Origin of the sequence: Actinoplanes sp. NPDC051475 (genome assembly GCF_040689425.1) — a bacterium.
In the GTDB taxonomy this organism is placed as follows: domain Bacteria; phylum Actinomycetota; class Actinomycetes; order Mycobacteriales; family Micromonosporaceae; genus Actinoplanes.
The window spans coordinates 76,767-90,241 of record NZ_JBFAZZ010000016.1; the positions used below are offsets into that span (position 1 = coordinate 76,767).

General features: G+C 71.5%; 14 protein-coding genes. 5 read left to right on the forward strand and 9 right to left on the reverse strand.

Annotated elements, in window-relative coordinates:
- Positions 1 to 69: 69 nt before the first annotated feature.
- Entirely contained in the window at positions 70 to 672 is a 603-nt protein-coding gene (locus AB0368_RS29235) for a DUF308 domain-containing protein (protein WP_366157211.1), read from the reverse strand.
- 213 nt (positions 673 to 885) lie between these two features.
- Here AB0368_RS29235 and AB0368_RS29240 point away from each other — a divergent pair, with 213 nt between their 5' ends.
- On the forward strand, positions 886 to 2,307 hold the full coding sequence (locus AB0368_RS29240; RefSeq protein WP_366157212.1) for an MFS transporter: 1,422 nt from the start codon (positions 886 to 888) through the stop codon (positions 2,305 to 2,307).
- Here AB0368_RS29240 and AB0368_RS29245 read toward each other — a convergent pair.
- The 8 genes from AB0368_RS29245 to AB0368_RS29280 form a co-directional block, all read right to left on the reverse strand.
- Positions 2,231 to 3,268, reverse strand: coding sequence for a YhjD/YihY/BrkB family envelope integrity protein (locus AB0368_RS29245; RefSeq protein WP_366157213.1), 1,038 nt, complete (start codon positions 3,266 to 3,268; stop codon positions 2,231 to 2,233). The two genes, AB0368_RS29240 and AB0368_RS29245, sit on opposite strands and share 77 nt — an antisense overlap.
- Positions 3,232 to 4,704, reverse strand: coding sequence for an alpha-amylase family glycosyl hydrolase (locus AB0368_RS29250; RefSeq protein ID WP_366157214.1), 1,473 nt, complete (start codon positions 4,702 to 4,704; stop codon positions 3,232 to 3,234). Before AB0368_RS29250 ends, AB0368_RS29245 begins: the two co-directional genes overlap by 37 nt.
- Complete coding sequence (locus tag AB0368_RS29255) at positions 4,701 to 7,439, reverse strand: glucosidase (RefSeq protein WP_366157216.1); 2,739 nt, start codon at positions 7,437 to 7,439, stop codon at positions 4,701 to 4,703. The genes AB0368_RS29250 and AB0368_RS29255 overlap by 4 nt, the downstream gene beginning before the upstream one ends.
- A 10-nt stretch (positions 7,440 to 7,449) precedes the next feature.
- Entirely contained in the window at positions 7,450 to 9,225 is a 1,776-nt protein-coding gene (sulP, locus tag AB0368_RS29260) for a sulfate permease (RefSeq protein WP_366157217.1), read from the reverse strand.
- Positions 9,222 to 9,794, reverse strand: coding sequence for a hypothetical protein (locus tag AB0368_RS29265; protein WP_366157218.1), 573 nt, complete (start codon positions 9,792 to 9,794; stop codon positions 9,222 to 9,224). Before AB0368_RS29265 ends, sulP begins: the two co-directional genes overlap by 4 nt.
- 14 nt (positions 9,795 to 9,808) lie before the next feature.
- Positions 9,809 to 10,234 carry a hypothetical protein gene (locus AB0368_RS29270; protein WP_366157219.1) on the reverse strand — a complete coding sequence of 142 codons (426 nt, stop codon included), beginning with the start codon at positions 10,232 to 10,234 and terminating at the stop codon, positions 9,809 to 9,811.
- Positions 10,235 to 10,263: 29 nt separating this feature from the next.
- Positions 10,264 to 10,665, reverse strand: coding sequence for a hypothetical protein (locus tag AB0368_RS29275; protein WP_366157220.1), 402 nt, complete (start codon positions 10,663 to 10,665; stop codon positions 10,264 to 10,266).
- 113 nt (positions 10,666 to 10,778) lie between these two features.
- Entirely contained in the window at positions 10,779 to 11,309 is a 531-nt protein-coding gene (locus AB0368_RS29280) for a DUF1269 domain-containing protein (protein WP_366157221.1), read from the reverse strand.
- 155 nt (positions 11,310 to 11,464) lie between these two features.
- Here AB0368_RS29280 and AB0368_RS29285 point away from each other — a divergent pair, with 155 nt between their 5' ends.
- From AB0368_RS29285 to AB0368_RS29300, 4 genes are all read left to right on the forward strand, one after another.
- The gene (locus AB0368_RS29285) at positions 11,465 to 11,668 is read left to right on the forward strand and encodes a hypothetical protein (protein WP_366157222.1); all 204 of its coding nucleotides are present in this window, start codon (positions 11,465 to 11,467) and stop codon (positions 11,666 to 11,668) included.
- Positions 11,669 to 11,752: 84 nt separating this feature from the next.
- Positions 11,753 to 12,295, forward strand: a complete 543-nt coding sequence (locus tag AB0368_RS29290; protein WP_366157223.1) for a hypothetical protein — start codon at positions 11,753 to 11,755, stop codon at positions 12,293 to 12,295.
- A gap of 224 nt (positions 12,296 to 12,519) precedes the next feature.
- A complete protein-coding gene (locus AB0368_RS29295) occupies positions 12,520 to 13,047 on the forward strand; it encodes a hypothetical protein (RefSeq protein ID WP_366157224.1) in 528 nt (175 codons plus the stop codon).
- A complete protein-coding gene (locus tag AB0368_RS29300; RefSeq protein WP_366157225.1) occupies positions 13,044 to 13,475 on the forward strand; it encodes an RDD family protein in 432 nt (143 codons plus the stop codon). Before AB0368_RS29295 ends, AB0368_RS29300 begins: the two co-directional genes overlap by 4 nt.

Consider the following 13,475-nt stretch of genomic DNA (forward strand, 5'->3'; position numbering starts at 1 on the left):
TCACCGAACGCTACGCCGCGCCAGGGGTCGCCGAGGCGCGCTTCACAGACTGCAGGATGCTTCGGGCGGTCACGCCGCACGGGCCTTGCGCAGAACCAGCGCCAGCACGACCTCGGCGAGGCCGACGATCAGGCTGCTCACACCCGTCAGCACCACGAGCATGGTCAGCGACACGTCCGGCAGCACCAGGAAGACGATGCCGGCGATCAGGGAGATCAGGCCGACGGCGACGAAGCCGACGCGGGCCGAGCCGGTCCGCTGCAGGCCGATCAGGATCCCGGTGAGCCCGCTGAGGATCCACGTGACCGCGAAGAGCAGCGCGAGGACGGCCAGGCGGCTGACGAGGTCGCGCAGGCAGACCAGGCCGGCGATGAGCACCACGATGCCGACGATCCCGGACAGGACGTGCCGGACGATGCTGCCGCCATTGCTCGGCAGGAACGCGCCGATGATCCGGGCGATGCCGGCGACGAGCAGCCACACACCCGCGAGCGCCGCCATGATCCGCAGCGAGAGGTCCGGCCAGATGAGGACCGCGGCGCCGAAGACGACGCCGCAGATCCCGGTGGCCAGCAGGGTCCACCAGGGAACCGGCATCGATCGGAGCTCGGTGGCCGCGCCCGGCCAGCCGCCCGCGGTGCCGCGGCCGACCTCTGCGGATGTCCCGGTCATAGTGACCTCCTCGGCGCTGTGCGCTATCGGCGTGGACCGCCGTGCTGAGCAAACCCGGGCGCCGGAGCGCGGTCATCATCCGCCGTGGGTGAGCGACCGGGGACCCGCCGGACGCCGGGGCGAGCGTCATGCCCGGCGGATGATGCCGGCGCGTTCCGCGAAGCGCACTCTGCCTTGGACCGGAACCCTTCGAGCTGAGCAGGACGGTGCGGAATGGCTGAGCAGGTCATGGCGGGACGGCCCTCCGGTGCGCTGCGCCGGGCCCTCGTTCCCTTCGCGCTGGCGCAGTTCATCTGCAGCTTCGCCGGCTCGAACATGAACGTGATGATCAACGACATCAGCAAGGATCTGCACACGACCGTGCAGGGCGTGCAGATCGCCATCACGATCTTCCTGCTCGTGATGGCGGCGCTGATGATCCCCGGCGGGAAGCTGACCGACCGGTACGGCCGCAAGCGGTGCCTCACCGCCGGCCTCGTCGTCTACGGGATCGGCGCACTGATGAGCGCGGTGGCGCCGGGGCTCGGCGTCCTGATCCTCGGCAACTCGATCCTGGAGGGGGTCGGCACGGCGCTGCTGATCCCGCCCGTCTACATCCTCACCACCCTGCTCTTCACCGAGGTCACCTCCCGGGCCCGGGCCTTCGGCGCGATCAGCGCGATGGGCGGTATCGGCGCCGCGGCCGGACCGTTGATCGGCGGGTTCATCACCTCGGCGTTCAGCTGGCGCGCCTCCTTCGTGCTGCAGGCGCTCATCATCGCGGTGATCGTCGTGCTGAGCCGGCGCTGGGTCCGCGACCCCCTCCCGCCGGACCCGACACGGCCGTTCGACGTCGGCGGCGCGGTGCTGTCCGCGCTCGGTCTGATCCTCGTCGTCACGGGCATACTCGCGGCGGACGACAACCTCTGGCTGATGAGCGGCCTGCTCGCCGGGGGTGCGCTCGTGCTGACGTGGTTCTTCGTGTCGATGCGGGCCAAGGAGCGCGCGGGCCGGGAGGCGCTGTTGTCGATGGCGCTGTTCCGCAACCGCACGTCGAACCTGGGTCTGGTCACGCAGCACGTGCAATGGCTCATGCTCATGGGCGTCTCGTTCACCGTGTCGGCGTACCTGCAGGTGGTGCGGGGCTACAACGCCGTCGAGACGGGCCTGATCTTCACGGCGACGACCGCCGGGCTGCTGGTGTCGTCGCTCGCCGCGGAGCGGTTCGCGAAGCGGCGCGCCCCGCGGACCGTCATCGTGGCCGGCTTCGTCGTCACGATCGCCGGCATCGTCACCGGGCTGTTCCTGGTCAACGGTACGAGCGGGGTATGGGCCTTCGTGCCCGGGCTCGTGCTGATCGGGCTGGGACTGGGCGCCATGCTGACGCCTTCGGTGAACATCGTGCAGTCGAGCTTCGGCGACGATCTGCAGGGAGACATCTCAGGCCTGTCGCGCAGCGTGTCCAACCTCGGGTCCTCCGTGGGCGCGGCGCTGGCCGGCACCGTCCTCGTCGCGGGCCTCACGGCCACGCCGGAGCGGTCGTACGCGCTGGCGATGGTCGTCGTGGCGGCGGCCGGCCTCATCGGGCTGGTGGCGGCCGCGATGCTTCCCCGCGGTCGGCTCTCCGTGGCGGCGGCCGGAGGAGACGGGAACTGATCCGCTGGTCGGGGATCCGCTCCTGCTCCCGAGCCAGCAGCTCGAGGGCATGAGCGTCCGCCCCGGTGGGCAGGCTCCGATCGACCGCGCGCGGCCACAGGCGGGCCTGGCGCACCGCGGCTGTCTCGGCCGCGAACACCAGGGCGTTGCTAAGGACGTACAGCAGCGTGAACATGCCGGCGACCGTCGCGAAGCCGCCGTAGACGGGGCCGGCACGGCGGACGAGCCCGGGCAGGAAGGCCGCGCCGAGTTCCAGGGTGCAGGTCACCGCGACCGCGCCCGGCAGGGCGGCAGGCCAGAGCGCCCGCACGGGCGCCGGACGGGCCAGCAGCAGGCGCGCGACGAGCAGCAGGACGACGAAGACGATCGTCCCCTCCCCCACGACCGCCAGGATCCGGGACGCCCACGGCAGGCCCGGATACGCGGCGGTCACCACGATGAGGCAACCGACGGTCACGACGCCGCTCAGAATGAGGATCAGGGCGGCCACCACGCGTACCGGGCCGGACACCATGCCGGTACGCCGCCGGTACGGGACGGCCGCGAGATGGTTCAGCGTGCGGGCCGCCGCGAAGACCACTCCGGTTCCGGACAGCAGCAGACCGGTCAGGCCGGCGGCGAGGGCCACCGGCGAGTCCGGTACGGCGGTCGCCGCGTTCGTGACCGTGGACTGCAGCGACGGCGGCACCATGGCGAGGATCAGCCGTTGCTGAAGCTCCGGACGCTGCGCCAGGGCCCGGGTGACGACCGTCTGCGCGAGCAGCAGCGCCGGGAAGAGGCTGAGGAAGCCGTAGTAGGTGATGAGTGCGGCCTCCCGGCCGCCGCCGTCGTCGAGGTACTTGCGGAGCACGGCGAACGGGAACCCCAGGCCCGCCCGGCGTCGCTGCAGGCGGTCGAGCCGCTCCAGGACGCGGCCGAACCGGGTCAGCGCGGCTCCAGGGCCAGCACGTGGGCGCCCCACGGCGGCAGATCGACGTAGAGTCCCGCGCCCGCGAGCTCGGCGCCGTCACGCCGGTAGACCTGCCCCTCCACCAGGTCGGTGAGTCGCCAGTCGTGACCGCGCAGGGCTTCCCACGGCAGCACTACGCGCCCTTGCGAGGCATGGTCGGAGAGGTTCACCACGACCAGATGATGCAGCAGGCTGCCGTGCCAGGCCCAGGCCAGCAGGTCCCGATGGGTGGGGTTGTCCGGCCACCCGTTGACGCCCAGCAGGGTCCAGTTTCCCCGGCGCAGGACGGCGGCCGCGGCGATCAGGCGATGATAGAACCGGCCGAGGTCGCTGCTGACCGGCTCGTCCGGGCGCCGGCCGAGGAACACCGGCAGCTGCATGCGGCTCCCCTCGAGCTGGCCCTGATGCCACAACGTGGCGCCCGGAAGCGTCGCGATGGCCACGGCGGCGGCACGGTCCCGGCCACCCGGCAGGGCGGTCGCGGCGCGCGGCTCGTCGTGGTTCTCGATGAACCGGATGAGCCGTTCCTGATAGTCCACGCGGGCGCCGAGGTGCATCCGTACGGCTGCGGCGTCCTCGTGCGCGAGGCGGTCGTAGAGGCGCTTGTCATAGCAGAAGTCGAAGCCCTGCTGCTGCAGCGTCCACTCCATGTCCCAGTACGCCTCCGCGATCAGGACCGCACCCGGATGCCGCCGGCGTACCTGGCCGATCACCACCGGCCAGAATTCCTCGGCCGGCGCGGCACCCGCGTGCGCGCCCCAGGTCTTGCCGAACACGTCGTTCGTGAGCAGCATCGCCATGTCGCAGCGGACACCGTCGCACTGGCTCAGGATCTCGCCCAGGACCTCCGCGGTCGCCTGTCGCATGCCGCCGTTGTAGGCGTCGAGCTGCACGACGTCGGGCCAGGGGGCGAAGTACGGATCGCGGCCGTGGGCCAGCACCCGCCCGCCGATGTCGCACCACGCCGCGGGATCCTTGTCCCGCTCGTCGCGGGTGCCCTGCACGAACCAGTCCGGACGTGCTGTCACAGCCGGGTGGTCGGGGGCGACGTGGTTCGGCACGTAGTCGAGGATCAGGCGCATTCCGCGCCGGGCGAGCTGCGCCCGGGCCACGGCGAGCGCTTCCGGGCCACCCAGGCGCTCGTCCACCACGTACCGGCGTACGCAGTAGGGCGAGCCGACGAGGTCGTCCGGTCGCATACCCGGGAGCGCCGTACGGAAGGAGTCCTGGAGCGCGGCGTCGTGCCGGGCGATGTCCAGCCCGGCCGGGCTGCGCTCCCACACGCCCATCAGCCACACGGCGTTGGTTCCCACCGGCGCCAGCTCGTCCCAGACCCTCGCCGGCACGTCGGCGAGCGTCGTCGTGGGTCCCAGGCATTGTCGCAGCGCGGTCAGCCAGGGCACCGTGTTCACCTCGTAGACGACGGGGTGCGAGGGCCAGCCGGTCATCGGATGTCCTTTCCGGACCGCTCGTGTCGGACGCCGGTCAGGCCGCGTTCGAGCAGGTCCTCGCTGGTCAGGCCGGCGAACAGGTGCGGGAGCACCGCGACGAGCCCGGTCCACCCGGTCTGGTGGGAGGCGCCCAGGCCGGCGCCGTTGTCGCCGTGGAAGTACTCGGAGAAAGTCACGAGATCGCGCCAGTGCTCGTCCTCGGCGAAGACGGCTTGGCCGCCGTAGCAGGGCCGGTGCCCGTCGTCGTCCGGCAGGAAGATCCGCGTCAGTCGGTCGGAGATCTCGCGCGCCACCTCGAAGAGCGTCATCCGCGTCCCCGAGCCGGTCGGGCACTCCACCGTGAAGTCGTCGCCGTAGCAGACGTGCAGGTTGAGCAAGGCCCGGATCATCAACGCGTTCATGGGGAACCAGATCGGCCCCCGCCAGTTGGAGTTGCCGCCGAACATGCCGGTGTCGGACTCCGCCGGCTGGTACGACACCTGGAACCGGCGGCCGTCCACCTCCAGGTCGTAGGGGTGTTCGGCGTGATGCCGCGAGAGCGAGCGGATGCCGTACGGGCTGAGGAATTCGTTCTCGTCCAGCAGGCGCGCCAGGATGCGGCGCAGCCGAGGCTCGTCGAAGAGCGCCAGCAGTCTGTTGCCGCGTTCGCCCAGGAACCGGCCCTCGGACAGCACCGAGGTCACGCTCGGATGGCGGGCGATGAAGTTCTTCGCGCCGTCGAGCAGCTCCGGATATCTGTCCGTGACCTGCGGTCCCAGAACCGTGGCGGCGGCCAGCGGCAGCAGTCCGACCATCGAGCGGACCCGCAGCCGCGTCGCGCTGCCGTCGGGCCGGCGCAGCAGGTCGTAGAAGAAGCCGTCCTCCTCGTCCCACATCGTCTCGGCCTTGCCGGCCGTGTGGCCGACCGCGACCGCGATCCACGCGAAGTGCTCGAAGAATGTCTGCGCCTGCTCGAGGTAGACCGGGTCCTCCTCGGCCAGCTCCAGCGCGATCTGCAGCATGTTCTGGCAGTACAGCGCCATCCAGGCCGTGCCGTCCGCCTGGTCCAGGTGGCCGCCGGTGGGCAGCGGGGCGCTGCGGTCGAAGACGCCGATGTTGTCCAGGCCGAGGAAGCCACCCTGGAAGACGTTGCGGCCGTCGACGTCCTTGCGGTTCACCCACCAGGTGAAGTTCTTGGCGAGCTTGTGGAAGGCGTTCTCCAGCCAGGCCCGGTCGCCGTGCCCGGTACGCGACTTCTCGAGCTCGTACAGCAGGTACGCGGCCCAGGCGTGCACCGGCGGGTTGACGTCGCTGAAGTTCCACTCGTACGCCGGGATCTGGCCGTTGGGATGCAGGTAGCGCCGGCTCAACAGCAGATCCAACTGCTCCTTCGCGAAGGCGAGGTCGACCATGCCGAGCGTCACCGCGTGGAAGGCGAGGTCCCAGGCCGCGAACCACGGGTACTCCCACGTGTCCGGCATGGAGATGATGTCGTGGCCGAGCAGGTGGAACCAGTCGCCGTTGCGGATGCCCTGCGCCTCCAGCGGGTCCAGGCCGTGCTCGGCGAGCCACTGCTCGACGTCGTAGCCGAAGTACTGCTTGCTCCACAGCATCCCGGCGAGCGCCTGCCGCGTCACCTGCCGCTCACCGTCGCTGAGCTCCGGGGCGAGCAGGTCACGGTAGAACTCGTCCGCCTCGGCCCGGCGCCGCTGCACGATCTCGTCGAAACCGTCCGTCTGGATACGCGCATCCGCCGCACCGGGGACGACCGCCTCGTCGGTGAGCCGCACGCGGACCGTCGCCGAGCCGCCGGCCGGCACCGTCAGCGCGACGTCGACGGCGACCTTGGTGCCGGCCGCCGCCGGGTTCACCGCCGTGTCGTCGCCGTGGACGACGAACCGGTCGATGCCGTCCTTGACGTACGGCGACGGGTTGGGCGTACCGAACAGCCGCTCGGTGTTGGTGTCGTTGCTGGTGAACAGCAGCCGGTGGGCGCCGTGGCAGAGCAGCCACCGCTCGCCGAGCCGATGGTGGGTGGCCGCGACGACGGACGCCCCGGGCACGCCGGGCACCTCACGCAGGGCCGGGCGGTTGCCGTTCGAGCCCCAGGACCAGGTGTTGCGGAACCACAGCGTCGGCAGCAGGCGCAGGTCGGCCTGCTCCGGCCCGCGGTTGTGCACGGTGATCCGCAGCAGCACGTCCTCGGGGCCGGCCTTGGCGTACTCGATGACGACGTCGAAGTAGCGGCTGTCCGCGAACACCCCGGTGTCGAGCAGCTCGTACTCGAAGTCCGCGCGGCCCCGGGACCGGTTGGTCGCGACCAGGTCGCCGTACGGGAATTCGCGCTGCGGGTATTTGTAGAGCATCCGCTGGTAGGAGTGCGTCGGTGTGGCGTCGAGGTGGAAGTAGTACTCCTTGACGTCCTCGCCGTGGTTGCCCTCGGCGTTCGTCACTCCGAAGAACCGCTCCTTGAGGATCGGGTCGCGCCCGTTCCACATCGCGACGGCCAGGCACATCCGCTGCTCGTCGTCGCTGAACCCGGCGATGCCGTCCTCGCCCCAGCGGTACGCGCGAGAGCGGGCCTGGTCGTGGCTGAGATAGGACCAGGCTTCCCCGTCCGCGCTGTAGTCCTCGCGGACCGTCCCCCACTGCCGGTCGCTCACGTAGGGACCCCATCGACGCCAATCGGCGCCCGTCGTACCGGCCTCACGCAGCCGTCGCTGCTCGGCCCCGGAGGATGCTGCAGTCGTCATGCCGCCATGCTCACCGCCCCTCCGTGTGCGGCACGTCACCCTGGACGGATGACCGGGGCTCCCAGGCGGCACCGGTCTGCGCCCGGTACGCGGCCACGGCCTCGTCCAGGGTGGGGAAGAAGTGCGCCGGGTCGAGCGGGCCGGCCAGGCCGTACCGGTCGATCTTGCGCCGGACGGGATCCTTCAGCTCGGCCAGCACCAGCGCCGTCCCCTGGGCGTTGAGCTCGCGGTCGAGAGCCTCGAGCATGTCCGCGGCGGTGGTGTCGACGTCTGTCACAGGCTCCGCCGCCACCACTATCCAGCGTGGTGCCGGGTCCCGGCGGGCCAGCCGCCGGACCTGGTCCCGGAAGACCCGGGCGTTGGCGAAGATGAGCGGCGCGTCGAAGCGGAACATCACCAGCCCCGGCAGGCGCTCGGCGTCCGGGTACGAGCGCACGTCGTGGTAGCCCTGCACGGTCCGCGGCCGGCCCAGCTCGGTCTGGTACGGCCACCACACCCGGCGGAAGACGTTGAGCACCGACAGCCCGACGGCGATGCCGATGCCCGGGAGAACGCCCAGCAGCGCCACGCCGAGGAACGCCGCGATCGACACGAGGAACTCGAGGCGGCGCCGGCGCCACAGCCGTACCGTGCCGGGGATGTCGGCCAGCGACAGCGACGCGGCGATGACCACCGCGCCGAGCGCCGGTTGCGGCAGGTCCCGCAACAGCCCCGGGACGAGCACGAGCATCAGGAGGATGACGGCCGCCCCGACCACGCCGGTCAGCTGGGTACGCGCACCGGACTGCTCGGCGACCGCGGTGCGCGAACCGCTGGTGCTGACCGGGAAACCCTGGAAGAAGGAAGCCGCGATGTTGGCGGCGCCGACACCCTTCATCTCCTGGTCGGCGCGGACCTCCTGCCCCGACCGGGCCGCGAAGGCCGACGCGGTCGAGATGGTGTCCGTCAGCGACACGACGGTGATGCCGACCGCGCCGACCAGCAGGAGCACGAGCTGTGACCACGACGCGTGCGGCAGCGTCAGCGGCGGGAAGCCGGCCGGCAGCGGGCCGACGAGGTGCACGCCCCGCTCGCCCAGGTCCAGCAGCCAGGTGGCGGCGATCGCACCGGCCACGGCGATCAGGACCGCCGGCACCTTGGGGAGCCAGTGCTGCAGGGCGACGATGACGACCAGGGTGAACAGGCCCACCCCGAGCGCGGCCGGGACGGCGTCGCCCGCGGCCAGCCCGCGGAGGAAGCCGGCCGCCTCGCCGATGACGCCGTCGGCGTCGACCGAGAAGCCGAACAGTTTGGGCAGCTGCCCCACCAGGATGGTGAGGGCGAGGCCGTTCATGTAGCCGATCTGCGTCGGCTTGGACAGCAGGTCGGCGATGAAGCCCAACTTCGCGATGCCGGCCGCGGCCATGGTCAGGCCGACCAGCAGCGCCAGCATCGATGCCAGCCCCATGGCCACGACCGGGTCGCCGCCCGAGCCGACGATCGGGATGAGCACCGCGGCGATCATGGGCCCGAGCGAGGAGTCCGGGCCCACCACGAGGATCCGGGAGGCCCCGAACAGGGCGTAGCCGAGCAGGCCGAACACCGTGGTGTACAGGCCGGTGATCGGGGGCAGACCGGCGAGTTCCGCGTACGCCATGCCCTGCGGCACGAGCAGGGTCGACAGGACCAGGCCCGCGACGAGGTCCTTGGTCAGCCAGCTCCGCCGGTAGCCCGCCACGGTCCGGAAGCCGGGGATCCAGCGGCCCAGCCCGGTGGCACCGGCCGGCTCCGTGCCGGTCTCAATCATCGCCGGCTCCACCGCGGGCCGACGACCAACCACTCCGCCTCCCACGAGCGCAGGCGGCGCCGGTCGAGCCGCCAGACGACGATCCGCCGGACACCGCCGAGGCAGGTGGCCAGCCCGCCCGCGGCCAGCAGCCCTACCACCGCGGCGTCCACGGTGGGGCTGCGCCGGCCGGGCCGCGGTACCACGGTCCCGTGGTCGTCGACCCAGATCGGCAGCGTGCTGCCGGCCCGGAGGCCCTCGGGGGCGGAGATCGTCGCCGTGCGGAGCGCGCCGTCCGGTGCGGTCCAGCGCGCGTTCACCCGTACGGTGACCGCGCCACCCCCATCGCCCGGAAGGGAGGCGTCGTCCAGCAGGACGGCCTGCACCGGGACGTGGTGCTGCCGCTCCCACGCGCTCGCCCGCTCGGACCCGCGGTAGGTGGTCCGCCCCGCCCACCAGATCGCCCAGGGTGCGACGAGGACCATGGTGACGACCATGACGAACGTCAGCCACGCCTGGACGCGGTCGGAGCCGCGGCGCAGCGGCATCCGGGCCCACGGCATCCGGCGCGCGATCCGCCTTCCCCACATGCCGGCCTCCCCTGTCACGAGTGGCCTTGGGCGTCGGCCACCTCTGCCCCGTGGGCGGCCACCGCGTACATCACGATGGCGGTCATGGCGATGGCCGTGACGGACCACACCGGATACCTGCCGACGAAGGCGAAGTTCACCAGCGCGGCCAGACCGGCCAGCACGATCGCGACGATCCGCGCCCAGCGACGCCCCGCCGCGAGTCCCACGCCCGCGGCCACGGCCGCGGCGCCGAGCACCAGGTGGATCCAGGCCAGCGCCGTCAGCCCTACGGGCAGCAGCAGATCGGCGCGACCGCCGGCCAGGACCTCGGGACGGATCAGGGCTATGAGGCCGGTGCAGATGTGCACCGTCCCCAGCATGACGAGCATGACCGCGCCGAGCAGGACCCAGGCGACCCATGCCGTCGCCTCGCTGTGCTCCACCGTGCGCTGTGTCATCGCCTTTCCCTTCCGGTCGGCCACCGACCTCAGCAGGTACCCGACATCGCGTCGCCGAGGTTGCGGACGCTGTTCTGCAGGGTGCCCAGCGTCGCCCGTACGCCGGCCAGAGCCGTGACGTCCAGATCGGCGCGGGCGGTGTCCAGGCTCGCCGAGAACTGGTTCGCGGCCGCCCGCACCACCTCGACCTCCGGTGCGAACTGCGCCGTGGCGTCGGTGGCGAGCTGCCGGAGGTCCAGCTTGAGCTGCTGGAGGTTCGTCTCCAGGTACGTCAGGCCGTTCTCGGCGACGTTCGCGTTCCGCACCTGGTTCATCGTGGCCTGCACGGCGGCGAGGCTGTCGCACACCGGCGGCTGGTCCGTACCACATCCACCGGCACCCAACAGTGCGGACACCGCCGCGATGGCGATCCACTTCGGAATGCGTCTCATGTCCCGAGCGTCACCGGCGGCACCGGTGCGCACGTCATCTCACGGGGATGAACGGATCCGGAACGCCGGATGCCGGCCGGGGCCCATGCCGGCCGGCATCCTGCTCGAGCCCTTTACGGGGCCGGCGTGGCGGCCTCCTGGTCGGCCCGCCGGCGCTCGTCACCACCGTGCAGCGCCTCCTGCAGCTCTGCCTCGGTCTCCTTGGACAGCGACGACTTGAGCACCGTACCGCCGAACCGGGACAGTCCCTCGACGGCCTTGTCGGGCGTCACCTGCTCGACCACCAGGAACAGCGCCGACGTGCCGGGCTGGAGCAGGTCGCGTACCTGGGACTGGAACTCCTTGTTGATGGCGCCCTTGCTCATCTTGCCCATCAGGGCACCGAGGCCGGCGCCGACGGCCATCCCCAGGAAGGGGATGAAGAACAGCATGCCGAACAGCAGCCCCCAGAACATCCCCCAGGTGGCGCCGCCACCCACCGCGTTGTGATTGGTGGTGACGTGGAACTTGCCTTCGCGGTCACGGATGATCACCGCGATCGCGTCGGGCTGGATGATGAGGTCCTTGGTCAGCCGTTGAGCCTCCAGCGACGCGGCCGTCGCGGTGGTCTCGTCGGGGTAGCCGATGGCGACGAGGGTAGACATGATTCGTACACATCCCTTCGCAGAACTGGTCCCACCCAGTCAGTCAGGCGGTCCCCCGGCGGGCCTCATTCCGCACGAATGAAGCCGGGACGCCGGCGCGCGGGCACGGTGGAAGAGTCTTACTCGTCAGCGAAACGACGGAGGCTGTGTCCCCGATGGGCGTGCAGTACGAGATCTGCGTAGAGGGTTTCCTCGGCCCGGTGCTCCGCTCGGCCTTCGCCGGCGTGCGCTGCGAGGCCGTCCCCCGGCACTCGACGATCCACGCCCGGCTCACCACCGAGGAACTGCGCCGGCTGCTGATCCGCCTGGACCGGTCCGGGGTCGAGCTCATCCGGGTCCAGGTCATCCACCCTGGATGAGGTGGCATCCGGCGCCGGCTCGAAGGATCGGCGTGGGGTGACACCCACCCACGGTTCTGTCCGATCAGGAAGGAGAGCCAGCAGATGGCCATCGGTCCGGTCCAGATGATCGTGCTCGGCTTCAATCATCCGAACTTCCATGGAGAGGTCATCGCGGAGCTGGAGCGGCTCCGCAAGAGCGACACCGTACGCGTCATCGACGCGCTCGCCGTCTACAAGGACTCGCAGGGCGAGATCGAGGTCGAGCACCTGAGCAACCTCTCCACGCAGGAGGCCGTGGAGCTCGGCAGCAAGATCGGTGCACTAGTCGGGCTCGGCATCGACGGGGAGGCCGGCGCGGAGGCCGGTGCGGCCGCCGGCGCCGAGACCGCGGCGGCGCAGGGCCTGCAGGCCTTCACCGACGCGGACGCCTGGGACATCATCGCGGAGATCCCCGCCGACACCGCCGCGGCGCTGCTCCTCATCGAGCACCACTGGGCCGTACCGCTGCGCGACGCCATCGCGCGGGCCGGCGGCTACCGCATCGGCGACGGCTTCATCAGCCCGCTCGACCTGGTCGGCATCGGCCTGGCGACCGCGGAGGAGGCCAAGGAGCTGCACGATCTCGAGACGGCGGCCGCCCGATAGCGCCGCTGCCCACGCAGAAGGAGGTACGGACATGTTCGGATCCCGCCGGGTGGCCCGGCGCACGGGCCGCCGCACGGCACGACGTGTGTCCCGGCGACGCCGCTGACGACCACGCCCTCGGATGCAGCCGGATTCACGTCCGGCTGCATCCGCTTTCGTGTGTGCCATCGGAGTCATCCCTGGCGGGTGGCTCCATTCCCGGCACGACGCGGCACCGTGAAGCCATGACGACCACGGATGACCAGCATGCGACCACTGACCGGTCACCCCTCGGGCTCGCCCGGTGGGGCGATGCGGCACTGGGGACCGCCGTGGCGGCGGAGGAGGCCACGGCCGGCTTGATCCGCGAGCTGCGCCGGGCCGCGGAGTGGCGGCGGCAACGTCTCACCGAGCTCGCCGAACGAGGGGCCGTGGAGCGGGCGCGCTACCGGCGGCGGACCACGGAGGCGGCCGAAGCCGCGGTCACCGCCGTCGCGGCGTCCCCGCTGATCGACCGGGTCGTGGACCGCCAGCTCCAGCGGCTGCTCCGCCCCGTGGTGCGGGCCGTGCTGGACGACGTCCTGCTGCTGCTGGAGAAGGAGCCCGAACGGATCCAGACGCTGATCCGCGGGCAGCGCGAGAGCATGGTCGACGAGCTGGTCGGCCGGCTGCGGGCCGGCGCCGACGCCGGGGACACCGCAGTCGACAGGCTGACCTTCCGCGTCTTCCACCGCGCCCCCCGGCCGGAACCGGCGCCACCTCCCGACCTGTGAGCACCCCGGCGCAGCGGAAGTACGCCGGCCCGGTCAGCCGGACCATCGCGTACGCCCTGGACGCGCTGATCGTCTCCGTGTTCTTCACCGCGGGCGCCGCCCTCGCCGGCCTGGTCACTTCGGTCATGGGCACTGAGATCCACGACGTGACCCGCTCCGCCGCATCGGCCTTCCTCCTCATGCTGCCGGCCATGCTGGCGGCCTACAGCACGTTGTTCTGGGCGCTCGCCGGCCGGACCCCGGGCATGGCGTTGCTGGGCCTGCGGGTCGTCGCCGTGCGTTCCCCCGGTCTGTCGTGGATGGCGGCCGCGGTCCGGGCGGTCGTGCTGGCCTACTTCCCGCTGGGTGCGGTGTGGCTCCTGGTGGACCGCCGGCACCAGGGCGTCCACGACAAGCTGGCCCGTACCGCCGTGATCCGCGTCGACTGA